Source organism: Kitasatospora sp. NPDC023176, assembly GCF_055560495.1.
The window spans coordinates 100,419-125,992 of sequence record NZ_JBVHIP010000013.1; the positions used below are offsets into that span (position 1 = coordinate 100,419).

The following is a 25,574-nucleotide window of genomic DNA, read 5'->3' on the forward strand; positions in this document are numbered from 1 at the left end:
CGAAGGGCGCGCCCTCGTTGCGAGGACGCGCCCTGGGTGCGGAACCGGGTACGGCACCCGTCAGCCGGCGCCCGGCCCGTCGTCCCGCTCCGCCGGGCCCGGCCCGATCTCGCGCTCCGCCGGGCCCGGCCCGATCTCCCGCTCCGCCGCGCTCTGCCCGACCTCGCGCTCCGCCGGGCCCGGCCCGACCTCGCGCTCCGCCGCGCTCTGCCCGATCTCGCGCTCCGCCGCGAAGTGACACGCCGAGTCGTGCCGCGCCGCGCCCGACAGCCAGCCCGGCGCGGCCAGCAGCGGGACCTCGACCGCGCAGCGCTCCTGCGCCTTCCAGCACCGGGTGCGGAAGCGGCACCCCGAGGGCGGGTTGGCCGGCGAGGGCACGTCCCCGACGAGCACGATCCGGTCCCGGGTCTCGCGCGCCGTCGGGTCCGGCACCGGCACCGCCGAGAGCAGCGCCTGGGTGTACGGGTGGGTCGCGTGGTCGTAGATCTCGGCGTCGCTGCCGATCTCGACCATCCTCCCCAGGTACATCACCCCCACCCGGTCGGAGATGTGCCGGACGATGGAGAGGTCGTGCGCGATGAACATGTACGACAGGTTGAAGTCGCCCTGCAGCTGCTCCAGCAGGTTGATCACCTGTGCCTGGACGGACACGTCCAGGGCCGAGACCGGCTCGTCGCAGATGATGATCTCCGGCTTGAGCGCCAACCCCCGGGCGATGCCGATGCGTTGGCGCTGGCCGCCGGAGAACTGGTGCGGGTACCGGTTGATGTACTCGGGGTTGAGTCCGACCACGTCCAGCAGGTCCTGGACGGCCTTGCGGCGGTCCCCCTTGGGCGCCACCTCGGGGTGGATCTCGAACGGCTCCCCGATGATGTCGCCGACCGTCATGCGCGGGTTCAGCGAGGTGTACGGGTCCTGGAACACCATCTGGATGTTGCGCCGGACGGCCTTCAGCGCGGATCCGGACAGCCGGGAGATCTCCTCCCCCTTGTAGCGGACGGACCCTCCGGTGGCCGGCTCCAGATTCATCAGCACCTTGGCCAGCGTGGACTTCCCGCACCCGGACTCGCCGACGACGCCGAGCGTCTCGCCCTGCATCAGGTCGAAGCTGACCCCGTCCACCGCCTTGACCGCGCCGACCTGCCTCCTCAACAGCACGCCCTTGGTCAGCGGGAAGTGCTTGACCAGGTCCCGGACTTGCAGGATCGGCTCACCGCGCGGCACCTGCTGGGCGAAGGCGACCTCCTCCGGCACCACCACACCCATCGGGCTGGCCCCGTTAACGGTCATGGAGGGTCTCCTTCCAGAAGAAGCAGGCGCTGCCGCGCCCCTCCAGCGGGGTGCCGTCGTCCTCGGCGACCGGGAACAGCTCCGGCACCTCGGCCCGGCAGATGTCCTGCGCCCGGGGGCAGCGGGGATTGAAGGCGCAGCCCTTGGGGATCCGCAGCAGGTTGGGCGGCAGGCCCTTGATGGCGTAGAGCTCCTGACCCTTCTGGTCCAGCCGGGGGATGGAGTCCAGCAGGCCCCGGGTGTACGGGTGGGCGGGCCGCGCGTACAGGTCGTGCACCGGGGCGGTCTCGACGATCCGGCCCGCGTACATCACCGCGATCTTGTCGGCGACGTCGGCGACCACACCGAGGTCGTGGGTGATCAGGATGAGCCCCATGTTGAACTCGGCCTGGAGCTCCGCCAGCAGGTCCATGACCTGGGCCTGGACGGTGACGTCCAGGGCGGTGGTGGGCTCGTCGGCGATGATCAGGTCCGGTTCAAGGGCCAGCGCCATGGCGATCATGATGCGCTGGCGCATGCCGCCGGAGAACTGGTGCGGGTAGTCGTTCACCCGCTGCTCGGCGGCGGGGATGCGCACCCGGTCCATCAGCTCGATGGCCTTGGCCTTGGCCTCGGCCCTGGAGGCGCCCTGGTGCACCCGGAACATCTCGCCGAGCTGGAAGCCCACGCTGAGCACCGGGTTGAGGGAGGACAGTGCGTCCTGGAAGATCATCGCGATCTTCCGGCCGCGGATCTTCCGCCGTTCGTCCTTGCCCATCTTCAGCATGTCCCGGCCGCGGAAGCGGATCTCCCCGCGCGGGATCCGGGCCGGCGGCATGTCCAGGATGCCCATGATCGCCTGCGCGGTCACCGACTTGCCCGAGCCGGACTCGCCGAGCACCGCCAGCGTCTCCCCCGCCCGGACGCTGTAGTCGACCCCGTTGACGGCCCTGGCGACGCCGTCCCGGGTGACGAACTCGACGTGCAGGTCCCGGACGTCGAGCAGCGGCCCCTCGTAGGGGGTCTCCCGTTCCTGCTTGGTGGTCTCCACAGCAGTGTTCACGATGCGCTCCCCTCGCTCAGCGAAGCTTCGGGTCGAGGGCGTCGCGCACCGCGTCGCCCATCATGATGAAGGCCAGCACGGTGATGGACAGTGCCGCGGCCGGGAAGAACATCACGTACGGCGCGGTCCGGATCACCTTCTGGGCGGAGGAGATGTCGATGCCCCAGGAGATGGTCGGTTCCTGCAGGCCGATGCCGAGGAAGCTCAGCGTCGCCTCGGTGGCGATGTAGCCGCCGAGCGCGATGGTCGCCACCACGATCACCGGGGCCACCGCGTTCGGCAGGATGTGTCGGAACATCAGCCGCCCGGTCCCGGCACCGAGCGCCCGGCCCGCCACCACGTAGTCGGACTGCTTGACGGTCAGCACCGCGCCGCGCATGACGCGGGCGATCTGGGTCCAGCCGAGGACGACCAGCGCGAACACCACGGCCCAGACCGTACGGCTGGCGAAGCCGTTCAGCAGCACCAGGGCGCCGAGCAGCAGCGGGATGCCGAAGAAGATGTCGATGATCCGGGAGATCACCGCGTCGACGGCTCCACCGAAGTACCCGGCGACCATGCCGGTCAGCCCGCCGAGCAGGGTGACCCCGGCGGTCACGACGATGCCGACGGTGATCGAGGCGCGGGCGCCGTAGATCACCCGGGCGTAGATGGACCGTCCCTGGGCGTCGTAGCCGAACCAGCCGGCGCCGAAGAAGTCGGTCCAGTCGGGCCGCTTGAGGTAGTCGTGCACCAGGTCGGCCTTGCGCGGGTTGGCGTCGGTGAAGGCCCACGGGAAGATCGCCATGAGCACCAGCAGGACGATCAGCAGCACCGAGATCAGGAAGATCGGCCGCCGCCGCAGGTCCCGCCAGGCGTCGCCCCAGAGGCTGCGGGCCTGCTCCCGCTTCTCCACGTCGGGTTCGACCAGGGTCTCCTGCTCGACCGCCATGCCCTGCTCCCCCGCGAAGTCCAGGCGGTCCACGCCCGGCTTGGGGTGCCGTTCGTACGAGTCCTCGTCGTGGATGTCAGGCATAGCGGATCCTCGGGTCCAGGACCGCGTAGAGCAGGTCGACGAGCAGGCTGGCAACCAGGTAGATGATCACCAGCACGGTCACGATGCCGACCACGGTGGGGCCTTCCTTCTGGTTGATCGCCCGGTACAGGACGTTGCCGATGCCCTGCACGTTGAAGATGCCCTCGGTGACGATCGCACCGCCCATCAGCGCGCCGAGGTCGGTGCCCAGGAAGGTGACCACGGGGATCAGTGAGTTGCGCAGCAGGTGGCGGGTGATGACGGTCCGCCGGGGCAGGCCCTTGGCGGTCGCGGTCCGGATGTAGTCGGCCCGCAGGTTCTCGCCGATGGAGGTCCGGGTGAGCCGGGCGACGAACGCGAGCGAGAGCGAGGCCAGGACGACCGCGGGCAGGACCAGCTGGGTGAGGTCGTAGCTGTCCTGCACCGTCGGCGTGACCCAGCCCAGGTTGGTGGCGAACACCGTCTGGGCGATGTAGGCGAGCACGAAGACCGGGATCGAGATCACCACCAGGGTCAGGACCAGCACCAGGGTGTCCGCGATGCTGCCGCGCTTCAGCCCGGAGACCACGCCGAAGGCGAGGCCCACGACGATCTCGAAGGTGAAGGCCAGCAGTGCCAGCCGGATGGTGACCGGGAAGGCGTCCGCCATGATGTCGGCGACCGGGCGGCCGGTGAAGCTGGTGCCGAAGTCCCCCTGGAAGAGGTTCCCCATGTAGTGCAGGTACTGCTTCCAGACCGGCTGGTCCAGGAAGTACGTGTGCTTGATGCTCGCGACCACGGACGGGTCGGCGGCCTTCTCGCCGAACAGCGCCACCACCGGGTCGCCCGGCAGCGTGTAGACCATCACGAAGATCAGGAACGTGGTGCCGAAGAACACCGGAATCATCTGCAGCACCCGCCGCAGTACGTAACTGCCCATCCGGTCCTCCTTCCTAGGTGTCCGACCGGGGGGAGCCGGTCGGCCGGGAGACCGGGCCCCGCCCTCCGTGCGGGGAGGGCGGGGCCGGCGCGAGGGATCAGGGCCGGGGCGTCAGCCCTTGACCTCGACCTGGGTCCAGGCCGGGTTGCCGAAGGAGTCGAAGGCCACGTTCTGCACCTTGGTCGAGTAGCCCGAGTTGGTGCGGTAGTACCAGAGCGGGATGGTCGGCATGCCGGACGCGAGCACGGCCTCGGCCTGCTGGTAACCGGTCGTCGAGTCGCTGACGCTCGGGGCCTCGTCGGCCTGGGTGGCCATCTGGTCGAACTGGGGGTTGCTGTAGCCGGTGTCGTTGGAGGCGGCACCGGTGCGGTACACGTCGGCCAGGAAGTTGGCGTTCAGGGGGTAGTCCTGGACCCAGCCGGTGCGGAACGCGCCGTTGAGCTGGTGCGAGGTGATGGCCTGGCGGGCGGTCTTGAAGTCCGGCTTCGGGTCGCCGAGGCAGTCGACGCCGGTGTTCTGCCGGATCGAGTTGCAGACCGCGTCGACCCACTCCTTGTGGCCGCCGTCCGCGTTGTAGGTGATCAGCACCTTGTTGCCGGGGACGCCTCCGCCCTGCTGGATCAGCTGCTTGGCCTTGGCGACGTCGAAGTTGCAGAAGTCCCCGCAGGTTCCGGCCTTGTAGCCCTGGACGCCCTCGGCGACCCAGGCGCTGGCCGGCGCCCGGGAGCCCTGCAACACGGTCTTGGTGATGGTCGCGCGGTCGATGGCCATCGACAGGCCCTGGCGCACCTGGGCCTTCTCGGGCGCGGCCCAGTCGGCCTGGTAGAGCGTGAAGCCGATGTTCTGGATGGCACCCTGCGGGGAGTCCACCGCCCGGTCGCCGAGGTCGCTCTTGTACGTCGCCAGCGCGGACGGCGGGACCTGGTCCATCACGTCGAGGTTGTTGGACTGCAGGTCGGCGTAGGCGGCCTCGGACGTGGTGTACATCTTGAAGACGATGCCGCCGTTCTTCGGCTTGTCCACGCCCTTGTAGCCCGGGTAGGACTTGGTGACCACCTGGGTGTTGTGCGCCCAGCTGACGAACTGGTAGGGGCCGTTGCCCACCGGCTTCTGCCCGTACCCGGCCGGGTCGTTGAAGAAGGCGTCCGGCAGCGGCGAGAAGGCGATGTAGCCGAGCTTGTACTCGAAGTACGAGACCTTGTGGTTCAGCTTGATGGTGAAGTGCAGGTTGTCCGTGACGGTCAGCCCGGACATCTTGGCCGCGGTCGGACTGCCGGTGGCCGGGTGGACGTCCTGATAGCCCTCGATGTCCGAGAACCAGGAGCTGTTGATCTGGTTGTTCGCCGGGCTGGCGGCCCAGTTCCAGGCGTCGACGAAGTTCTTGGCCTGCACGGGGGTGCCGTCGTGGAACGTCCAGCCGTCGTTCAGCGTGACGGTGAAGGTCTGGGAGTCGCTGGTGTCGATCGCGCTCGCGACCTGCATGCGGAGCTGGGCGTTGCTGGGGTTGTAGTCGACCAGCCCCTTGAAGAGGTTCTGGATGATGCGACCACCGCCGACCTCGTTCGCGTTGGCGGGTTGCAGCGGGTTCTGCGGCTCGTTGCTCTGGTAACTGAAGGTCTTGCTGGTGTCCGACGAGCTACTGCCTCCTCCGCCGCCGCTGCTGCTGCACCCGGTGGCCACCAGGACCACGGACGTCGCAGCGGCGAGGACCAGGCGAGCACGGGCGGCTACGGGCATGGAGGTCCCTCCTCATGGGGTGTGTGTCGCATCACACCCCATGAGAAGCGCGCCCCGGCGACGGCGCGAGTCGGGAGCACCCGGACGGGTGCCGTGACCTCCCGCCGAGTTGACGCCGCGACGGATCCGCGCAACGCCGCGGCACCGGCTCCTCCGAATGCCGGAAGGGCCCGTGGCCGGAGCCACGGGCCCTTCCGGGTGCGTACGGGACGTCAGGCCGCGGCCGACTCCCGGACCTCGGCGAAGTGGCAGGCCGAGTCGTGGGCGGCCGGGCCCTCCAGCGTGGTCGGGATCGCCAGCAGCGGGACCTCCTCGGCGCAGCGCTCCTCCGCCTTCCAGCAGCGGGTGCGGAAGCGGCAGCCGGACGGCGGGTTGGCCGGCGAGGGGATGTCCCCGCTGAGGATGATCCGCTCGCGGTTCTCGCGCGCCGTCGGGTCCGGCACCGGCACGGCCGAGAGCAGCGCCTGGGTGTACGGGTGGGTGGCGTTCTCGTAGATCTGCTCGTCGGAGCCGATCTCGACCATCTTGCCCAGGTACATCACGCCGACGCGGTCGGAGATGTGCCGGACGATGGAGAGGTCGTGCGCGATGAACATGTACGACAGGCCGAACTCGCCCTGCAGCTGCTCGAGCAGGTTGATCACCTGCGCCTGGACGGACACGTCCAGGGCGGAGACCGGCTCGTCGCAGATGATGATCTCGGGCTTGAGCGCGAGGCCGCGGGCGATGCCGATGCGCTGGCGCTGGCCGCCGGAGAACTGGTGCGGGTACCGGTTGATGTACTCCGGGTTCAGACCCACGACGTCCAGCAGGTCCTGGACGGCCTTGCGGCGGTCGCCCTTGGGCGCCACCTCGGGGTGGATCTCGAACGGCTCCCCGATGATGTCGCCGACCGTCATGCGCGGGTTCAGCGAGGTGTACGGGTCCTGGAACACCATCTGGATGTTGCGGCGGACGGCCTTGAGGGCCGCACCGCCCAGGGTGGAGATGTCCTCGCCCTTGAACAGCACCTGACCGGAGGTGGCCCGCTCCAGGTTCATCAGCACCTTGGCCAGCGTGGACTTGCCACAGCCGGACTCGCCGACGATGCCGAGCGTCTCGCCCTTCTTCAGCTCGAAGCTGATGCCGTCGACGGCCTTGACCGCGCCGACCTGCTTCTTGAACAGGACGCCCTGGGTCAGCGGGTAGTGCTTGACCAGGTCCTTGACCTCCAGGATGTTCTCAGCCATGGAGGGTCTCCTTCCAGAGGTGGCACGCGCTGCGGCGGCCGGTGAGCTCCGTGCCGTCCTCGTCGGTCACGTGGTGCAGCGCCGGGGTCTCCGTGCGGCACAGGTCGGTGGCGACGTCGCAGCGGGGGTTGAACGCGCAACCGGCCGGAACCTTCAGCAGGTTCGGGGGCAGGCCCTTGATCGCGTACAGCTCCTGGCCCTTCTGGTCCAGGCGCGGGATCGAGCGGAGCAGGCCCTTGGTGTACGGGTGCGCGGGGTTCGCGTACAGGTCGTGCACCGGGGCGGTCTCGACGATCCGGCCCGCGTACATCACGGCGATCTTGTCCGCGACGTCGGCGACCACACCGAGGTCGTGGGTGATCAGGATCAGGCCCATGTTGTACTCGGCCTGGAGCTCCGCCAGCAGGTCCATCACCTGGGCCTGGACGGTGACGTCCAGGGCGGTGGTGGGCTCGTCGGCGATGATCAGGTCGGGCTCCAGCGAGAGCGCCATGGCGATCATGATGCGCTGGCGCATGCCGCCGGAGAACTGGTGCGGGTAGTCGTTCACCCGCTGCTTGGCGGCGGGGATGCGCACCCGGTCCATCAGCTCGACGGCCTTGGCCTTGGCCTCGGCCTTGGAGGCGCCCTGGTGCACCCGGAACATCTCGCCGAGCTGGTAGCCCACGCTGAGCACCGGGTTGAGGGAGGACAGCGCGTCCTGGAAGATCATCGCGATCTTCCGGCCGCGGATCTTGCGCCGCTCCTCGTTGCCCATCTTGAGCATGTCCCGGCCGCGGTACAGGATCTCGCCCTGGGTCACCTTGCCCGGGGGCATGTCCAGGATGCCCATGATGGTCTGCGCCGTCACGGACTTGCCGGAGCCGGACTCGCCGAGCACGGCGAGGGTCTCGCCGGCCGCGACGGAGTAGTTGACGCCGTTCACGGCCTTGGCGATGCCGTCCCGGGTGTGGAACTCCACGTGGAGGTCCTTGACCTCCAGGAGCGGGGTTCCGACTTCGAGACGGTCACTCTTCTGGCTGTTGTTCTCGATCACGGTGGTCATCGGGTCGTCACCTCTTCTCTCAGCGGAGCTTCGGGTCGAGGGCGTCGCGCACCGCGTCGCCGAGCATGATGAAGGCCAGCACGGTGAGGCTCAGCATGCCGGCGGGGAAGAACAGGGCGAACGGCGCCGTACGGATCACCTTCTGGGCCGAGTTGATGTCGATGCCCCAGGAGATGGTCGGGTCCTGCAGACCGATGCCGAGGAAGCTCAGCGTGGCCTCGGTGGCGATGTAGCCGCCGAGGGCGATGGTCGCGACCACGATCACCGGGGCGATCGCGTTCGGCAGGATGTGCTTCATCAGGATCCGGGTGGTTCCGGCACCGAGCGCCTTGGCGGCGGTGACGAAGTCGGCCTGCTTGATCGTGATCACCGAACCGCGCATGACACGGGTCATCTGGGTCCAGCCCAGGGCGACGAGCGCGAAGACCACGCTCCAGATCGTGCGCGAGGTGAAGGCGTTCAGGATCACCAGCGAGCCGAGCAGCAGCGGGATGCCGAAGAAGATGTCGGTGACCCGGGAGATGAGCGTGTCGACCCAGCCGCCGAAGTAGCCGGCGAGCATGCCGGTGATGCCACCGAGGATGGTCACACCGAGGGTGACGCAGATGCCGACCACGACCGAGGCGCGGGCGCCGTAGACGACGCGGGCGTAGATGCTGCGGCCCTGGAGGTCGTAACCGAACCAGTCCGCCTGGAAGAAGTGGTCGTACGCCGGCTTCGTCAGGTAGTGGTTGCGCAGGTCGCCGGCCCGCGGGTCCACCGAGGTGAACAGGCCCGGGGCGATCGCGATGACGATCAGCAGCAGGATGAGCAGTGCGGAGAGCACGAAGATCGGCTTGCGCCGCAGGTCGTGCCAGGCGTCGGAGCCGAGGCTGCGGGCCTTCTCGGGCTTGGCGGCCGCCGCGACGGTGGCCGGGGCCGGGATCTCCTCGGCCGTCTTCTTCTCGGTCAGGTCAGGCATACCGGATCCTCGGGTCCAGGACCGCGTAAAGCAGGTCGACGATCAGGCCGGCGGCCAGGTAAACGAGCACCAGGAAGGCGACGAAGCCGGAGACGGTCGCGCCCTCCTTCATGTTGATCGCCTGGTAGAGCGCGTGGCCGACACCCTTGACGTTGAAGATGCCTTCGGTGACGATCGCGCCGCCCATCAGGGCACCCAGGTCGGTACCGAGGAAGGTGACCACCGGGATCATCGAGTTGCGCAGCAGGTGGGTGCCGATGACCTTCCGGCGCGGCAGGCCCTTGGCCACCGCGGTGCGGACGTAGTCGGCCTTGATGTTCTCGGCTATGGAGGTACGGGTGAGGCGCGCGACGTACGCCAGCGAGAGCGAACCGAGCACGATGGCCGGCAGCACCAGCTGGGTGATGTCGTTGCTGTCCTGGACGGTCGGGGTGACCCACTTGAGGTTCTGCCCGAAGACCGTCTGGAAGATGAAGCCGAGCACCGGAACCGGGATCGAGATCAGCAGCAGGGTGAGGACCAGCGCGCCCTTGTCGAAGATCTTGCCGCGGCGCAGACCGGCGATCAGGCCGATGCCGATGCCGAGCACGATCTCGATGGCGAACGCGAACAGCGCCAGCCGGACCGTGACCGGCAGCGCCTCGGTGATCTTGTCGAGTACCGGACGTCCGTCCAGGGCGGTTCCGAAGTCACCGGTGAGCAGCTTCCCCATGTAGGAGAAGTACTGCTGGACCAGCGGCTGGTCGAGTCCCTGCTGGTGCTTCAGGGCGGCAAGCTGCACCGGGTCCGGCGCCTTGTCACCCCACAGTGCTGCCAGCGGGTCGCCGGGCAGCAAATGCACCATGAAAAAGATGAGTGCCGTCGTTCCGAGGAACACCGGGATCATCTGGAGCAGTCGCCTCGCGACAAAGCGCCCCATCGTGCCTCCATGTATGACTCTGCCGGGCCCGTCAACCCGGCAAGAGATAAGTCGGCGTGCCAACGGCCGGTGCCAGTCCCCGCCCTTGTGGGGATGGGACGGGCACCGGCCGTTGTCACCGGGTCAGGCGGTGCCGACCGATTACTTCTTCTTCTTGACCTCGACGTCGGTGTAGACCGGGTCGCCGAAGGAGTTGAACTTCACGTTCTGGACGTTGTTGGAGTAGCCCGAGTTGGTCTTGTAGTACCAGAGCGGGATCTGCGGCATGTCCTTGGCCAGAACGGCCTCGGCCTGCTGGTACAGCTCCGCGGTCTTCTCGACCGTGGTGGCCGCGTCGGCGTCGTGCGACAGCTTGTCGAACTCGGGGCTCGAGTAGCCGGCGTCGTTCGCGGCGGCACCGGTGCCGTAGACGTCGCGCAGGAAGTTGGCGTTCAGCGGGTAGTCCTGCACCCAGCCGGTACGCATCATGCTCGAGACCTGCTTCTTGGTGACGATGTCACGCGAGGTCTTGAAGTCCGGCTTCGGGTCACCGAGGCACTCGACGCCGGTCGCCTGGCGGATCGAGTTGCAGACCGCGTCGACCCACTCCTTGTGGCCACCATCGGAGTTGTAGAGGATGGTGACCTTGTTGCCCGGGACGCCGCCACCCTCCTGGATGAGCTGCTTGGCCTTGGCCGGGTCGTACTTGCAGGCGTCACCACAGGTGCCGGCCTTGTAGCCCATGACGCCCGGCGCCACGAACGAGTCGGCGGGCTGACGGCTGTTGTTCAGCACGGTCTTGGTGATGGTGTCGCGGTCGATCGCCATCGAGAGGCCCTGGCGGACCTTGGCCTTGTCCGCACCCTGCCAGTCGGCCTGGTACATCGCGAACGAGATGTTCTGGATGGCGCCCTGGGCCTGGTCGATCGCGCGCTTGCCCAGGTCGTCCTTGTACTTCGGCAGGTCGGTCGAGTCGACCTGGTCCAGGACGTCCAGGGTGTCGGACATCAGGTCCTTGTACGCGGCCTCGGGCGAGGTGTAGCTGCGGAAGACGATTCCGCCGTTCTTCGCCTTGTTGCTGCCGGTGTACTTGTCGTACGCCTTCAGCGTGATGGCCTTGTTGTGCTCCCACGAGACGAACTGGTAGGGCCCGTTGCCGACCGGCTTCTCGCCGAAGCCCTTCGGGTCCGCGAAGAAGCCGGTGGGGAGCGGGAAGAACGCCGAGTAGCCGAGCTTGTACGTGAAGTACGAGACGGGCTGGGTCAGTTCGATGGTGAAGTGGGTGTCGTCGACGACCTTGAGACCGGTCATCTCCTTGGCGGTCGGGTCGCCCTTGTCCGGGTGGACGGCGTCGTAACCGACGATGTCCGAGAACCAGTCGGAGTTGATCTGGTTGTTGGCCGGGTTGGCGGACCAGTTCCAGGAGTCCACGAAGGACTTGGAGGTGACCGGGGTGCCGTCGTGGAAGGTCCAGCCGGACTTCAGCGTGACGGTGTAGTTCTTCGCGTCGGTGGTCTCGATCTTGTCGGCCACCTGGTTGCGCAGCGCACCGGTCGCGGGGTCGTAGTCGACGAGGCCCGTGAAGAGCTGCTTGACGATACGGCCGCCCTGGTTCTCCATGGCGTTGGCCGGCTGCAGCGGACGCTGCGGCTCCGCGCTCTGGAAGCTGAACGTGCCCGAGGGGTCGACCGCGGCGCTGTCCGAGCTCCCGCCGGAGGAGTCGCTGCTGCCGCTGCTGCTACAAGCAGTCGCGGCGAGCGCGACAGCAACAGCTGCGACAACCCACTTGGCCTGGCTCACACCACGCATCGGTGTGCCTCCTGAATTCGACGTTTGCGACGAGGAGGGCACTACGGAACGGTTGTCACCGGGCCCGCAATGCCGTCCGCGCTCGTGGTTTCGGCGCGCACCCCTGCGCGTTAACCCTTGACCCGAGCCTGACTGCACCCACTATCCGTCACGCACGGACACGAAAGTGACCAGTGACGATCTCAATTAGGTCACATGAACAGTCGGTAAGTTTCGAAAACCGGACATTTGAGACATAGCCAGACAGGCACCAAACGGACAGTCGTCACGGATGACGAACTGTCACGTCCGCTCAGCGGACACCTGGGTGTGATGAGCGCTATTCCGTTAATAGCGGCCCCGACAACTTGGAGTAGTTGAAAAAGTTCGCCCCCCTCTCCATCGGAAAGGGGGGCGAAGCATTCCGGCCAAAGGCCGATCAAGCCGTCCGGATCACGCCTTCTTGGCGCGCGAGGCGGTGCGGCCGCGGTCCTTCTGGTCCAGCACGACCTTACGGATGCGAACCGTCTCCGGGGTCACCTCGATGCACTCGTCCTCGCGGCAGAACTCCAGCGACTGCTCCAGCGAGAGCTTGCGCGGCGGGACGATCGACTCGGCCACGTCCGCGTTCGCGGAACGCATGTTGGTGAGCTTCTTCTCCTTGGTGATGTTGACGTCCATGTCGTCGGCGCGGGAGTTCTCGCCGACGATCATGCCCTCGTACACCTCGGTGCCCGGCTCGCAGAAGAGCACGCCGCGCTCCTGCAGGTTGGTCATCGCGAAGGCGGTGACCACACCGGCCCGGTCGGCGACCAGCGAACCGTTGTTGCGGGTGGTCAGCGTGCCGAACCACGGCTCGTGGCCCTCGTGGATCGAGTGGGCGATGCCGGTGCCGCGGGTGTTGGTGAGGAACTCGGTACGGAAGCCGATCAGGCCGCGGGACGGCACCACGAACTCCATCCGGACCCAGCCCGAGCCGTGGTTGGACATGTTGTCCATCCGGCCCTTGCGGATGCCCATGAGCTGGGTGACGGCACCCATGTGCTCCTCGGGCACGTCCACCGTGAGGCGCTCGACCGGCTCGTGGGTCTTGCCGTTGACCTGCTTGGTGACCACCTGCGGCTTGCCGATGGTCAGCTCGAAGCCCTCGCGGCGCATGGTCTCGATCAGGATGGCCAGCGCCAGCTCACCGCGGCCCTGCACCTCCCAGGCGTCCGGACGCTCGGTGTCCAGGACGCGCAGCGAGACGTTACCGATCAGCTCGCGGTCCAGGCGGTCCTTCACCTGGCGGGCGGTGACCTTGCGGTCCACCTTGCCGGCCGCCTTCGCGTCCGCGCCCTTGCCGCTGCCGCCCCGGCCGACCAGCGGCGAGGTGTTGGTGCCGATGGTCATCGAGATGGCCGGCTCGTCCACCGTGATCAGCGGCAGCGCGACCGGGTTCTCGGGGTCGGCCAGGGTCTCGCCGATCATGATCTCGCCGATACCGGCGACGGCGCAGATGTCACCGGGGCCCGCCACCTCGGCCGGCTTGCGGGTGAGCGCCTCGGTCATCAGCAGCTCGGAGATGCGGACGTTCTGCATCGAGCCGTCGCGCTTGATCCAGGCCACGGTCTGGCCCTTGCGCAGCTCGCCCTGCTCGACGCGCAGCAGCGCGATGCGGCCGAGGAAGTTGTCGGCGTCCAGGTTGGTGACGTGGGCCTGGAGCGGCGCGTCCTCCTCGTAGCTGGGGGCCGGGACGTGCTCCAGCAGGGTGGAGAAGAACGGCTCCAGGCTGGTGCTGTCCGCGGGGACGGTGCCGTTCTCCGGCTTGGTCAGCGACGCGACGCCGTCACGGGCGCAGGCGTAGACGATCGGGAACTCGATCTGGTCCTCGTCCGCGTCCAGGTCCAGGAACAGGTCGTAGGTCTCGTTGATGACCTCGTCGATCCGGGAGTCCGGGCGGTCCGTCTTGTTGATGCAGAGGATGACGGGCAGACGGGCCGTGAGCGCCTTGCGGAGCACGAAGCGGGTCTGCGGCAGCGGGCCCTCGGAGGCGTCGACCAGCAGGACGACCGCGTCCACCATCGACAGACCGCGCTCGACCTCGCCACCGAAGTCGGCGTGGCCCGGGGTGTCGATGATGTTGATGGTGATCGGCGCGCCACCATCCTTCGGGTGGTACTTGACGGCCGTGTTCTTCGCGAGAATGGTGATGCCCTTCTCGCGCTCCAGGTCGTTCGAGTCCATCATGCGGTCGTCGAGGTGCTGGTGGGCGGCGAAGGCGCCGGCCTGCTTCAGCATGGCGTCGACCAGCGTGGTCTTGCCGTGGTCGACGTGGGCGACGATGGCGACGTTACGGATGTCGTTGCGCGTGGGCATGCCTTGCTGATTCTCCCGGAATCGTGGGTTGCGGCGCCCGGCTGCGTGACGCGCACTTGCGATCCCTGTCGATCGCCGCCGCCCGTTCCGCCTGCTACTACCGGTCCACCCGCCGGGCAATGGACATGCCTCGGCTTCCTCCTATCGTACGGGGAAGCGCTCAGGTGGGCAGAAACGAGCAGGTCGGGCGGGACCAAGATCACAGCTGGGGCACACGGTCTTCACCCGGCGGTCGCGTTCCGGCACTCTTCCGTCTCCTATCCGACGACTCCGGACCGCGCCGCCCCGGCGCCCGCACCGCCCGCCCGCTCGGTGGCCTGAAGCCTCCAGCCCACGTCCTGGAACCGCGGCCACCCGAACCCGAACACCCCGGCCCCGGTCACCCCGGTCCGTACCCCGACCAGCTCCGGCCGCTGGTACAGCGGCACCGAGTGCCCGAGCTGCCAGATCCGTACGTCCGCCTCCTGGAGCAGGTCCAGCCGGGCCGCCGGGTCGAGCTCGGCGGCCGCCCGGTCGAACAGCCGGTCGATCTCCTCGGTACCGCTGCGGCCGTAGTTCCCGCCGGAGTCGAGCGTCCCGTCGGCGTCCGGCCGGGGCTTGGCGTACGCGGCGCGCTGCTCGGCGGCCGGGCTGGGGCCGGCCGGCCAGGAGAAGAGCGCCAGGTCGTAGTCCCCGGCGGTCAGGTGGTCCTGGACGAAGGTCTCGGCGGGCGCGGTCTGCGGCCTCACCGTGATGCCGTAGCCGGCGAGGTCGGCGGCGAGCGCGTCGGCCGTGCGTCTGGCGGTCGCGGAGCCGGCCGGGACGAGCAGGCCCAGGGCGAGTTGCTTGCCGTCCTTGACCCGGGTGGTGCCGCTCGTGAGCTTCCAGCCCGCCCGGTCCAGCAGCCGCGCCGGGTCCGCCGGTCCGACCGCGGCGCTGTCGTCCCGGTAGCCCTCCTGGTCGGCGGCGAGCAGGTGGCTGCCGAGCGGGGCGCCGGGCAGCCCGAGCGGGCCGAGCGCGGCCGCGGCGATCCGCCGCCGGTCGACCGCCCGGGTCACCGCCTGCCGGACCGCCGGGTCGGTGAGCGGCCCGCGGGCGGCGTTGAGGGTGAGCTGGGTGAGCGAGGCGGCGGCCGCCCGGTGGACGGTGACCCCGGGCAGCGACTCGGCCCGCCGCAGCGCCACCACCGCCGCCTCGGGCGGGGCGGCGGGCGGGGCGGCGGCGGCCGTGGGCTTGGCGGAGGCAGTGGCGGACGGCCCGGGCGACGAAGTGGGCGACGGCGCGGCCGGCACCGCCCGGTCCACCGCCGCGGTGAGCGGGGCGACGTCCAGCCGCCCCTGCTCCAGCGCGTCCAGGCGCCGTTCCGGCGGCGCGTCCAGGAAGTCGATCCGCTCGGTCTTCGGCAGGTCCCCCCACCAGAGCGGGTTGCGCTCCACGGTGACCCGCCCGTCCTCGGCGTCGTACCGGGTAAGGGCGTACGGCCCGGCGCTCAGGTGCCCGGTGCCGGCCAGCGGCTGGTTGAAGGCCTCCGGCGTGGCCGTCTCGGCGGCCGGGTAGAGCGGCCCGAACAGCGCCCGCCACTCGGCGTAGGGCCGCCGGAAGGTCACCTTGACCTCGTGCGGGTCACCGCCCTGGGTGACCGAGTCGATGGCGTCGTACCCGGCCGCCCGGCCGCTCCGGTAGGCCGGGTCCAGCCCGGACAGGGCGGCCCGCTGGGCGGTGAGGTCGGCGGCCGACAGCGGGGTGCCGTCGCTCCAGACGGCGTGCGGGTTGAGCCGGTAGGTGACCACCTGGGGCTGCTGCCCGGGCGGGGTGGACTCGGCGCCGACCAGGTAGTCCGGGTCGGGGGCGAGCCGGCCGTGCTCGTCGGGCCGGAACAGCGAGGGGTAGAGCGCGTGGGCGAGCAGCGCCGAGTCGGCGCCGGCCCCGCGCTGGTAGACGTTGAGCGTGGCCGGGACGCCGTCCAGCGCCCAGTGCAGTGTGCCGCCGTCCTGGACGGTGGCGCGGTCGGCGGGCCCGACGTCCCCGGTGGTGGCGGTGGGGTCGGCCGGGGCCGGTGCGGCCGAGGGGCCGCGGGCCGGGCCGTCGGAGCAGCCGCCGAGAGTGGCGGAGAGCAGCAGCGCGACGGCTGCGGCGGTGAGCTGGCGGACGCGCATGGCGGACATCGAACGCCGTCGGCCCGGCCGGGCCGGCGGCGACACGGCGGGCCGCCGGGCGACTGCACCCGGACGGCCCAGGGCCGGGGCCGCCTACAGTGCCAGCTCGAACCAGACGATCTTGCCCTTGGGCGTGCGCCGGCTGCCCCAGCGCTCGGCCAGCAGGCTGACCAGCTGCAGGCCGCGACCGCCCTCGTCGGTCTCCTGGGCGCGCCGCTGCCGGGGCTGGGCGTAGCCGTCGTCCCAGACCTCGCAGACCACGGTGCGCTCGCGCAGCAGCCGCAGCCGGATCTCGCCCCGCCCGTGCTTGAGCGCGTTCGTGACCAGCTCGCTGACCAGCAGCTCGGTGGTGTCGACCAGGTCCTCCATCCCCCGGGCGAGCAGCCAGCTGCAGGCCAGTTCGCGGGCCTTGGCGACGGAGGTGGGCTCGGGCGGCAGGAACCAGTTGCCGACGGCGTCCTCGGGGAAGGCGTGCACCTTCGCCATCAGCAGCGCGATGTCGTCCTCGCCGTGGTGCGGGTCGAGTTCGCCGAGGACGTGGTCGCAGAGGTCCTCCAGGCCCTTGCCCCGGTCGGCGATCGCGGCCCGGAAGGCGCGCAGCCCCTCGTCCAGCGGGTGCTTGCGGCTCTCCACCAGGCCGTCGGTGTAGAGGCCGAGCACGGCGCCGTCCGGGAGGGTCAGTTCGACCTCCTCGAAGAGCTCGCCGCCGACGCCGAGCGGCAGCCCGGGCGGCACGTCGAGCATCCGGGCGGGCTCGCCGGGGCTGAGCAGGACGGGCGGCAGGTGGCCGGCGTTGGCGAACACGCAGCGGCGGGTGACGGCGTCGTAGACGGCGTAGACGCAGGTGGCCAGGTAGACCTCGCGGGCCTCCTCGTCGGCCGTCGAGGTGAGCCGGCCGTACGGGGTGGGCGGGCCGGCCGGGACGGAGTCGTCGCCGAGGCCGCGGGCGATCTCGTCCAGCGCGCCGAGCACCTCGGCCGGGTCGAGGTCGAGCATGGCCAGGGTCCGTACCGCGGTGCGCAGCTGGCCCATGGCGACGGCGGCGCGCAGGCCGCGGCCCATCACGTCGCCGATGACCAGGGCGGTGCGGTTGCCGGGCAGCGGGATGACGTCGAACCAGTCGCCGCCGACCTCGGTGTTGTTGTTGCTGGGCAGGTAGCGGCAGGCGATCTCCAGGCCGCTGGCGGCCGGGTTGCCCGGGGGCAGCAGGCTGCGCTGGAGGATCAGGGCCCGCTCGTGCTCGCGGCGGTAGAGCCGGGCGTTGTCGATGCAGACGGCGGCGCGGGCGACGAGTTCCTCGGCGATCGCCACGTCGCGGGCGTCGAAGGGCTCGCTGCCGATCGCCCGGGAGAGCTGGACCAGGCCGAGCACCTGGTCGCGGGCGACCAGCGGGACGATCAGGGTGGAGCGCAGCAGCGGGTCGCGGCCGGGCTCGGGGACGACGCTGCGGCCGGTGCGCAGGGCCCGGGCGTGCGGGGAGCGGCGCGGGTAGCAGAGGGTGCCGCCGGCTTCGGCGATCGGCAGGCCGGTGACGGAGCCGAGCACCGAGGAGGCGCCGCCGATCACGCTGGAGACGGCGACGCGGCGCAGTTCGCCGCTGCCGTCGGTGAGCACGGTGTCGCCGAGCCGGCCGGCGCTGGGGACGGTCTCGCCGGAGAGCAGCGCGGTGTAGAGGTCGACGGTGGCGAGGTCGCAGAACGGCGGGACGACGACGTCGAGGAGTTCCTTGGCGGTGGTCTCCAGGTCGAGGGTGGAGCCGATGTGGGCGCTGGCCTCGTTGAGCAGGGCGAGGTTGCGGCGCACGCCGTCGGCCTCGCGCTCGGCGACGTGCCGGCTGGTGACGTCGGAGACCTGTCCGGCAACGCCCATCGGCTGCCCGGCCGAGCCGTTGAGCCGGTACAGCGAGACGGCCCAGAGCCGGTTGCCCTCGCGGGTCGGGACGGCGCTGTGGAAGCGCAGGTCGAAGACGGGTTCGCCGGTGGCGAGGACCTTGCGCAGGGCGGCGCTGAGCCGGTCGGCCTCGGACGACGGGAAGAGGTCGTGCGGGGTGAGGCCTTCGAGGTCGGTGGGGACGAGGCCCATCCCGGAGGCGAAGGCGTCGTTGACGCGCTGCAGCCGCAGCCGGTCGTCGAAGAGCACGAAGCCGGTGGGCGTCTGCCCGAAGACGGCCTCGGAGGCGGCGAGGTCGGTCTCGATCCGGCGCAGCCGGCCGAGGTCGACGGCCAGGCAGGTGGCGCCCGCGGTGGGCAGGGAGCTGTCGGGCATCAGGTACAGCTCGGCGAGGCCCTCGCCGCCGACGGCGTCCCGGTAGGGGGTGGTGCCGACCCACTCCTCGCCGGCCAGGGTGCGCTCCAGCCGGGCGCGACCGCGCCGCCAGAGTTCGCGGGGGACGAAGGTGGTGATCGGGTCCGAGCCGACGGCTTCGGCGGCGGTGATGCCGAAGAACTCGGCGGCGCGCTCGCTCCACTGGCTGATCCGCCCGTCGGGGCCGATCGCGAAGGTGGCGACCCGGATGTAGTCGTAGATCGAGCCCGGGCCCCCGGCGCCCCAGGGCCGGGGTTCGGCCGCGGGGTGGGCGCCCCGGCCCGGGCCCGCGGCGCCGGGGACCGGCGGAGCCGCCGGTGCGGGCAGGTGCGGGGACCCGACCTGCCCGGGCACAGCGGCATGACCGCTGCTGCTCGGCGCGTTCCGCGCGGGAATGCTGTTCAACGGACCGACCCCTCCAACCCGCGACCGTCCGGATGTCGAGAAGACCGAGTATTCATCATCGAGGGGTGCGTTCACACGCCCTCAACATCACAACATCAGATCGGGCGAAGGTTTTTGTCCTACCGCCCGCGCAACCACAATGCCACGCCCGCGCCCCCTTCCGGGGCGCGCGCTCCCCCTGGGCGCCCGATGGCATATGCAGCACGGTTCTCCTGCGGCTCTACTCGCGTCACTCGCCCGGGTCACTACCCGGCAGCGCGAGCTCGAACCAGACCACCTTGCCGATCCCCTCGGCCCGGGCGCCCCAGTGCAGCGCCAGCCGGTGGACCAGCTCCAGACCCCGGCCGCCCTCGTCGGCCTCGGCCGCGTGGCGCTCCCGGGGCGGGTCCGGCAGCGGGTCGGAGATCTCGACCAGCAGCGTCTCGCCGAGCGTCAGCCGCGCCCCGATCGGGGCGCTGGCGTACCGGACGGCGTTCGTGACCAGCTCGCTGACCAGCAGCTCGGCGGTGTCGGTGAGGTCCTCGACGCCCCACTCGGCGAGCGTGGCGCGGACCAGCCGGCGGGCCCGGGAGACGGCGGTGGGCTCGGCGGGCAGGGTCCAGCCGGCCGTCGGGGTGCCGGCCTGGCCGTGCCCGAGCCGGGCCAGCAGTAGGGCGACGTCGTCCGGCTCGCGGCCCTGCTCCATGGTGTCGAGCACCGCCTCGCAGGCGGCCTGGATGGAGGCGTGCGGATCCTGGAGCACGGTGACCAGCCGGCCGAGGCCGACGTCGAGGTCCTTGTCCCGGGACTCCACCAGGCCGTCGGTGCACAGGGCGAGCAGGCTGCCCTCGGGGATCTTCAGTTCGACCGATTCGAACGGGACGCCGCCCACGCCGAGCGGGGCGCCGGAGGGCAGGTCGAGGATCCGGCCGGCCCCGCCGGGCAGCGGACCGCCGGTGCGGGTCGGCTCGGTGGCCTCCTCGCCGGGCACCACCAGCACCGGCGGGATGTGCCCGGCCTTGGCCACCGTCAGCATCGCCGTGCCCGGGTCGAAGACGGCGTAGACGCAGGTGGCCAGCAGCGCCTCGTCCGGGCCCTGGGCGAGGTCGTCGGCCAGCTCGTGGACGTGCCGCAGCAGGACGTCCGGCGGCAGGTCGAGGGCGGCCAGCACCCGGACGGCGGTGCGCAGCCGGCCCATGGTGGCGGCGGCCCGCAGGCCGTGGCCCATCACGTCGCCGACCACCAGCGCGGTGCGGTCGCCGGGCAGCGGGATGACGTCGAACCAGTCGCCGCCGACCTCGGTGCCGCTGCTGCCGGGCACGTACCGGTAGGCGACCTCGACGCCGGTGGGCTGCGGGACCTGCTGCGGGAGCAGGGTGCGCTGGAGGGTGAGCGCGGCGGTGCGTTCACGGGCGTACAGCCGGGCGTTGTCCAGCGAGCTGCCGGCCCGGTCGGCGAGTTCGACGGTGAAGGCGAGGTCGTCGCGGTCGAAGCCCTCGCGGTAGCCGGCCCGGCTGACCAGCAGCAGGCCGATCACGATGCCGCGGGCGCGCAGCGGGACGACCAGCATCGAGTGCACGCCGAGGTCGTGGGCGGCCTGCATCTTGGGGTCGCCGGGGTAGGTGACGTCCTCCAGCTGGTCGGCGCCGGAGAGCAGCTCGGGCACGCCGGTGCGCAGCACCCGGCCGCAGGCGGAGTCCTCGGCGAAGGTGATCCGGGCGCCGCGTCGGAGCATCGCCTCGACCTCGGGGCCGTCCTGGACGGAGGCGGTGCCGAGCTGGAGCAGCGAGGTGCGCCGGTCGTGGCCGTGCCGGGGCAGGTCGTCGCCGTGGGCGACGGCCTGGAGCAGGATCACCGCGGAGTGGTCGGTGAGCCGGGGGACGACGGAGCTGGCGAGTTCCTGGGCGATCCGGGCGGCGTCGAGGAGGTCTCCGACCCGGGAGCCGAACTCGTTGAGCAGCGAGAGCCGGCGCCGGGCGTGCTCGACCTTGGCCACCGCGCGGTAGCGCTCGGTCACGTCCATCACGGTGCCGGAGATGCCGAGCACCCGGCCGGACCGGTCGGTCATCCGGCTGTAGGAGATCGAGCGGTAGCCGGCCCGGGTGGTGACCGGGGAGGCGAGGGTGACGTCGATGACCGGCTCGCCGGTGGCCAGCACCTGACGCTGGATCGCGGTGATCTCGTCGGCGGCCCGCTCGGGCAGGGTCTCGCCGGTGGTACGGCCGACGTGGTCCTCCAGGACGACGCCGTTCATCTCGGCCAGGGTCTGGTTGACGGCGGTGTAGCGCAGGTCGGTGTCCAGGATGGCGATGCCCAGCGGGGACTGCTCGAACAGCGCGTCGCGCACCGCGAGGTCCCGCTCGACGGCCCGTACGGCGGCCGCCTCGGCAAGGCTGACCTGCAGGAACGGGGTTCCGTCGCCGTCCACCAGCAGGGAGATCCGGGCGTCCACGGCGACCGGCGCGCCGGCCCGGTCGCGCAGCTCGGCGTTGCCCGCCCAGCGGCCGTGCCGCAGGGTGTCCTGGACGGCGGCCCGGATCCGGACGACCTGCTCCTGGTCCGGGATCAGCTCCTCGATCCGGCGGCCGACCAGCAGCTCGCTCGGCCAGCCGAGCAGCTCCTCGGCGGCCGGGCTCCACAGCACCACCCGGCCCGCGGTGTCCAGGATCGCGATGGCAACCTTGAGCATGTCCAGCAGGCTGCCGCCGGGCGGCGCGCCGAGGCCCTGCCGGGCGTCGGAGGGCCCGCCGGGGAACGGACGGCCGGGGCGGCTGCGCAGGCCGGGCTGGACGCCGGCCTCGGGGACGGCCAGGGTCGGCGCCGGCTGGACGGGCTGTGCGTCTCCCGGGACGGCGGGGCCGCCGCGTCGACGGCCGGACGGCGGCTGCGGGGCGGCCGGGCTGACGGCGCGGCGCAGCCGGGCGCGGGCGGCGGCGGTGCCTGCCCGCCGCGCTCCCCCGCCGCCGTTCCCGGTTGTCGACACCGACGGGGCCTCCGGCTCTGGTCGGGATCGGCGTCGCCGGCTGGGGCGGCTCACCGACTGGTGACGAATAGTGCCGAAAAGTGACATACCCAGCAGAACCCAGGCTATCCCGGCCGCTGGGTCGTCTTGTCCGATTGACCTATCCGGCGGCTTGCGCGTCGTCCGCCGTCGCGAGCAGGGCGGCGACGTGCGGCAGCACCTCGCGGTCGTGGCCGATCCAGTCCACCGAGTCCAGCTCCGCCGGGCCCAGCCAGCGCAGTTCGTCGTGGTCCTCCAGCGCGCTCGGCTCGCCGGCCAGCAGTTCGGCGGCCCAGAACCGCAGCTCCAGCCCCGGGCGCACGGCCCACGCGCCGGGCAGCCGCCGCAGCGCCCGCGCCCGTACGCCCAGTTCCTCCAGCAGTTCGCGCTCCAGCGCCTGCGCCTCGGTCTCACCAGGCTCGGTCTTGCCGCCGGGGAACTCCCAGCGTCCGGCGACCGCCGCGGGTGAGTTGCGGCGGGCGGCGAGCACCCGGCCGCCGCGGATCAGCACCCCGCCGACGACGATCCGCTGCGGGGCCTCGGTGGTGGTCTCGCCGGTCTGGTCCATGCCCCGACCCTACGGGGCGGGATCCGGGTCCTGGGACTCGACCCAGTACAGCTGCTTGTGACCGCGCGCCTCGAACTCGGCCGCCAGGCGGTGCGCCTCGGCCTCGGCCAGGTCCGCGGCGACCAGGAAGCGGTTGCCGTTGTCGTCCTGCCGCATCACCCGGAAGGTGCTCATGCCGGGAGGCTACCGGGGATCCACGCCCGGTGTCCCCGGCCGGCGTGGGGGTCGGGCCGGGGACACCGCGGCTGACCCTACGGGCCGTTCGCTACCGGCAGGTACGGGCGGGGTTAACGCCGGGTAACCCGGCGGCCGGGCTCAGACCCGGACCGGCGGCCGGGCTCAGACCCGGCCCCGGCGGCCGGGCTCGGGCTCAGACCCGGCGGCCGGGCTCAGACCCGGAGGTCGGGCACCTGCTCGCCGGTGGACAGGCCGAGCGAGCGCCGGATGTCCACGCTGAGCGGCGTGGTCCTGGCGACCAGCGCCCGGGCCCGGCGCAGGTCCCCCGCCAGGTCGTCCCCGGTGGCCGCGGCGTCCCAGGCGGCGGCCGCCTGGGTCTGGGTCTCGGCCAGTTTGTCGACCTTCGGCTGGATGTCGGTCGGCCACTCCGCCGTCGGCCGGCGCAGCGCGGCGGCCTCGGCCCGGGAGGCGGTGGCCATCTTCCGGGCCCAGGAGCGGTACTCGGCCTCGGCGACGGCCACGTCCTTGGCGGGTGTGTCCAGGTAGGCCGAGTTGAAGCCCCGGACGGCCTCCAGGTAGGCCAGCTGAACGGAGGTCAGGCTGCGGCGGTCGGTGCGGACCGTCCCCTGGTGCTGGTCCTCGCGGTCCTCGAAGCCGCAGGTGACGTACCGTTCGCCGACCGCCCAGTTGGCGGCGCTCGGGTAGAGGTAGACGTCGTCCATACCGTCCGGCACGGCCCACTGGTCCAGCGCGTAGTCGTCGAGGACCGTGCGGCACAGCGTCGCGGCCCGCTCGCGCACGACGGCCGCGCCCGGGTAGGGGCCGCCGGCGTCGGGGACCTTCGCGGTGCCGGCCACCTCGCCGTTGTGCCGCTCCGAGCAGGCCACCCGGCGCACCCAGGCGACCGTCTCGTCGCCGTTCTCGTCCGGCTTCCCGCTCATGCCGGAGGAGTTGTAGCAGTCCCCGGCCTTCAGCGCTGACCAGCGGACGGATCCGGCCGGCGGCTGCTGGACGTACCCGCCGCCGCGCCCGTCCCGCGCGGAGCCGAAGTCCCCCGCGCCCAGGGCGAGCGAGAGCAGCACGGTGCCCGCCGCCCCGAACACCAGGCCGGTCACCGCCATGCCGCGGCCGCGCTGCCCGCAGCGCCTTATCTGGAGCAGCGCGACGATCCCGAGCACCAGGGCCACCGGCGAGAGCAGGCTCAGGCCGGTCGCCAGGGAGCCGACGGCAAAGCCGTTGGTGCGCGGCTCCGGGCGGGGGTCGTACGGGTGGTGGGGGGCGTAGGCGTACGGCGGGTAGGGGTGGGGCTGCTGGTACGGGTGCGGGGTCCCGGGCCGGAAGCCGGACTCGGCGGAGGGCGGCACCGAGGCCCAGCCGCCGGCCGGCAGCGGCGGGGGCGGCGGCTGGGGCGGGGCCTGCGACGGCGCGGGGGCGGCCTGGGCGGGTTGGCCGGCCGACGGGGCCCAGGGGTCCTGCGGCTCCGGGGTCTCCGGGGCCCTCTTCGCCGCGTCGCCGGGGTTCTCGCCGGCCCCGGTGTCCCGTGCGTCCTCGGGGTCCGGCTCCTTGCGGAAGTCCACCCGCGGGTCCGGCCCCGCGGCGGCGGGCGGCTCGGACTCAGGCTTGGACACGTGGGCTCCCCCGACCCGCCCGAGCGGGCCTCTTACTCGGCGTTTCGGCTCTCGACACCGCCGCTCGGGCCGGACGGGCCCGCGCTGCGCGGTCGCGCGACTTTACCCGATCTTTCCGAACGCCCGCCCGGCCGTCACCGCCCCGGTCCGTCCTGCGGGACCAGGGCCAGGATCTCGCCGTGGAGCATCGAGAACCACCCGTCCTCGGCGGCGCTCCACTCCCGCCAGCCGTCCGCGATTCGCGCCAGCTCGTCCCGGTCCGCGAAGCCCCGCTCCACCGCCGTCCGGCCGAGGGCCGTGCCGGTCACCCGGTCCGCCCACAGCCCGCCCCACCAGTCCCGCCGCTCGGGCGTCGCGAACGTCCAGGTGCCGGTGCTCGCGGTGACCTCGGTGAGGCCGGCCGCACGGGCCCAGGACAGCAGCCGCCGCCCGGCGTCCGGCTCGCCGCCGTTGGCCCGGGCGGTCCGCCGGTACAGCTCCAGCCAGCGGTCCAGCGCGGGCACCTCGGGGAACCAGGTCATCGAGGCGTAGTCGACGTCCCGGGCCGCGATCACCCCGCCGGGGGCCGTCACCCGGCGCATCTCGCCCAGCGCGGCCACCGGATCGGCCACGTGCTGCAGCACCTGGTGGGCGTGCACCACGTCGAACTCGCCGTCCCCGTAGGGCAGTCGGTGCACGTCGGCGAGTTCGAACACCACATTGGACAGCCCGCGCCCGGCGACGTACCCGGCGGCCTGCTCCAGCACCTCGGCGGAAGTGTCCACGGCCACCACCCGCCCGTCGGGGCCGACCAGCTCGGCCAGGTCGGCGGTGATCGTGCCGGGGCCGCAGCCGACGTCCAGCAGCGCCTGGCCGGGCCGCAGCCGGTCCAGCAGGTAGGCGGCCGAGTCGGCGGCGGTGCGGGAGCGGTGCGAGCGCAGTACGGCCTCCTGGTGGCCGTGGGTGTAGGCGGCGGCAGGCTGCGGTCCGGGCATGGGGTCCCCCTGGGGCGTGGTCGGTGTTCCGTCTCCGCGACTGCTCCGACGCTACGCTTCATCCCGTATGGCGAGAAGAACTGTCTCACATGGCGGCCATCGATCGCCCCGGTCCCCGCGG

18 protein-coding genes are annotated in these 25,574 nt (G+C 71.4%); all 18 read right to left on the reverse strand.

What is annotated here, in order from left to right:
• Positions 1–60: 60 nt before the first annotated feature.
• Positions 61–1,266 (reverse strand): ABC transporter ATP-binding protein, encoded by a 1,206-nt coding sequence (locus tag ACZ3YL_RS19770; protein ID WP_465658819.1) that lies wholly within the window; start codon positions 1,264–1,266, stop codon positions 61–63.
• A 13-nt stretch (positions 1,267–1,279) separates the two neighbouring features.
• Entirely contained in the window at positions 1,280–2,332 is a 1,053-nt protein-coding gene (locus ACZ3YL_RS19775; RefSeq protein WP_465658737.1) for an ABC transporter ATP-binding protein, read from the reverse strand.
• Between the two features lie 16 nt (positions 2,333–2,348).
• Positions 2,349–3,263: an ABC transporter permease gene (locus ACZ3YL_RS19780; RefSeq protein WP_223242083.1), complete on the reverse strand. Its 915-nt coding sequence runs from the start codon at positions 3,261–3,263 to the stop codon at positions 2,349–2,351.
• A gap of 76 nt (positions 3,264–3,339) precedes the next feature.
• Positions 3,340–4,266 (reverse strand): ABC transporter permease, encoded by a 927-nt coding sequence (locus ACZ3YL_RS19785; RefSeq protein ID WP_188304161.1) that lies wholly within the window; start codon positions 4,264–4,266, stop codon positions 3,340–3,342.
• 111 nt (positions 4,267–4,377) lie between these two features.
• Positions 4,378–6,003: a peptide ABC transporter substrate-binding protein gene (locus ACZ3YL_RS19790; RefSeq protein WP_188304160.1), complete on the reverse strand. Its 1,626-nt coding sequence runs from the start codon at positions 6,001–6,003 to the stop codon at positions 4,378–4,380.
• Positions 6,004–6,215: 212 nt separating this feature from the next.
• Positions 6,216–7,232 carry an ABC transporter ATP-binding protein gene (locus tag ACZ3YL_RS19795; RefSeq protein WP_188304159.1) on the reverse strand — a complete coding sequence of 339 codons (1,017 nt, stop codon included), beginning with the start codon at positions 7,230–7,232 and terminating at the stop codon, positions 6,216–6,218.
• Positions 7,225–8,277: an ABC transporter ATP-binding protein gene (locus ACZ3YL_RS19800; protein WP_188304158.1), complete on the reverse strand. Its 1,053-nt coding sequence runs from the start codon at positions 8,275–8,277 to the stop codon at positions 7,225–7,227. Before ACZ3YL_RS19800 ends, ACZ3YL_RS19795 begins: the two co-directional genes overlap by 8 nt.
• Positions 8,278–8,296: 19 nt before the next feature.
• On the reverse strand, positions 8,297–9,238 hold the full coding sequence (locus ACZ3YL_RS19805; RefSeq protein ID WP_188304157.1) for an ABC transporter permease: 942 nt from the start codon (positions 9,236–9,238) through the stop codon (positions 8,297–8,299).
• Complete coding sequence (locus ACZ3YL_RS19810; protein ID WP_188304156.1) at positions 9,231–10,157, reverse strand: ABC transporter permease; 927 nt, start codon at positions 10,155–10,157, stop codon at positions 9,231–9,233. The genes ACZ3YL_RS19805 and ACZ3YL_RS19810 overlap by 8 nt, the downstream gene beginning before the upstream one ends.
• Positions 10,158–10,298: 141 nt before the next feature.
• Complete coding sequence (locus ACZ3YL_RS19815; protein ID WP_188304155.1) at positions 10,299–11,945, reverse strand: peptide ABC transporter substrate-binding protein; 1,647 nt, start codon at positions 11,943–11,945, stop codon at positions 10,299–10,301.
• Positions 11,946–12,377: 432 nt separating this feature from the next.
• Positions 12,378–14,282, reverse strand: a complete 1,905-nt coding sequence (typA, locus tag ACZ3YL_RS19820; protein WP_188304154.1) for a translational GTPase TypA — start codon at positions 14,280–14,282, stop codon at positions 12,378–12,380.
• Positions 14,283–14,539: 257 nt separating this feature from the next.
• Positions 14,540–16,417, reverse strand: coding sequence for an ABC transporter family substrate-binding protein (locus ACZ3YL_RS19825; RefSeq protein WP_465658741.1), 1,878 nt, complete (start codon positions 16,415–16,417; stop codon positions 14,540–14,542).
• Between the two features lie 93 nt (positions 16,418–16,510).
• A complete protein-coding gene (locus ACZ3YL_RS19830) occupies positions 16,511–19,126 on the reverse strand; it encodes a SpoIIE family protein phosphatase (RefSeq protein ID WP_465658743.1) in 2,616 nt (871 codons plus the stop codon).
• Between the two features lie 229 nt (positions 19,127–19,355).
• On the reverse strand, positions 19,356–22,088 hold the full coding sequence (locus ACZ3YL_RS19835; RefSeq protein WP_465658745.1) for a SpoIIE family protein phosphatase: 2,733 nt from the start codon (positions 22,086–22,088) through the stop codon (positions 19,356–19,358).
• 139 nt (positions 22,089–22,227) lie between these two features.
• A complete protein-coding gene (locus ACZ3YL_RS19840; protein ID WP_465658747.1) occupies positions 22,228–22,674 on the reverse strand; it encodes an NUDIX domain-containing protein in 447 nt (148 codons plus the stop codon).
• A gap of 9 nt (positions 22,675–22,683) precedes the next feature.
• Positions 22,684–22,848: a hypothetical protein gene (locus ACZ3YL_RS19845; protein ID WP_188309621.1), complete on the reverse strand. Its 165-nt coding sequence runs from the start codon at positions 22,846–22,848 to the stop codon at positions 22,684–22,686.
• A 215-nt stretch (positions 22,849–23,063) separates the two neighbouring features.
• Positions 23,064–24,479: a DUF4190 domain-containing protein gene (locus ACZ3YL_RS19850; protein ID WP_465658750.1), complete on the reverse strand. Its 1,416-nt coding sequence runs from the start codon at positions 24,477–24,479 to the stop codon at positions 23,064–23,066.
• 134 nt (positions 24,480–24,613) lie between these two features.
• Positions 24,614–25,453 (reverse strand): methyltransferase domain-containing protein, encoded by an 840-nt coding sequence (locus tag ACZ3YL_RS19855; protein ID WP_465658752.1) that lies wholly within the window; start codon positions 25,451–25,453, stop codon positions 24,614–24,616.
• Between the last annotated feature and the right edge of the window lie 121 nt (positions 25,454–25,574).

Coding starts and splice junctions, on each gene's coding strand:
- ACZ3YL_RS19790 (WP_188304160.1), bottom strand. CDS start 6,003: ATGCCCGTAGCCGCCCGTGCTCGCCTGGTCCTCGCCGCTGCGACGTCC.
- ACZ3YL_RS19785 (WP_188304161.1), bottom strand. CDS start 4,266: ATGGGCAGTTACGTACTGCGGCGGGTGCTGCAGATGATTCCGGTGTTC.
- ACZ3YL_RS19810 (WP_188304156.1), bottom strand. CDS start 10,157: ATGGGGCGCTTTGTCGCGAGGCGACTGCTCCAGATGATCCCGGTGTTC.
- ACZ3YL_RS19825 (WP_465658741.1), bottom strand. CDS start 16,417: ATGCGCGTCCGCCAGCTCACCGCCGCAGCCGTCGCGCTGCTGCTCTCC.
- ACZ3YL_RS19780 (WP_223242083.1), bottom strand. CDS start 3,263: ATGGCGGTCGAGCAGGAGACCCTGGTCGAACCCGACGTGGAGAAGCGG.
- ACZ3YL_RS19840 (WP_465658747.1), bottom strand. CDS start 22,674: ATGGACCAGACCGGCGAGACCACCACCGAGGCCCCGCAGCGGATCGTC.
- ACZ3YL_RS19770 (WP_465658819.1), bottom strand. CDS start 1,266: ATGGGTGTGGTGGTGCCGGAGGAGGTCGCCTTCGCCCAGCAGGTGCCG.
- ACZ3YL_RS19805 (WP_188304157.1), bottom strand. CDS start 9,238: ATGCCTGACCTGACCGAGAAGAAGACGGCCGAGGAGATCCCGGCCCCG.
- ACZ3YL_RS19800 (WP_188304158.1), bottom strand. CDS start 8,277: ATGACCACCGTGATCGAGAACAACAGCCAGAAGAGTGACCGTCTCGAA.
- ACZ3YL_RS19855 (WP_465658752.1), bottom strand. CDS start 25,453: ATGCCCGGACCGCAGCCTGCCGCCGCCTACACCCACGGCCACCAGGAG.
- ACZ3YL_RS19795 (WP_188304159.1), bottom strand. CDS start 7,232: ATGGCTGAGAACATCCTGGAGGTCAAGGACCTGGTCAAGCACTACCCG.
- typA (WP_188304154.1), bottom strand. CDS start 14,282: ATGCCCACGCGCAACGACATCCGTAACGTCGCCATCGTCGCCCACGTC.
- ACZ3YL_RS19815 (WP_188304155.1), bottom strand. CDS start 11,945: ATGCGTGGTGTGAGCCAGGCCAAGTGGGTTGTCGCAGCTGTTGCTGTC.
- ACZ3YL_RS19845 (WP_188309621.1), bottom strand. CDS start 22,848: ATGAGCACCTTCCGGGTGATGCGGCAGGACGACAACGGCAACCGCTTC.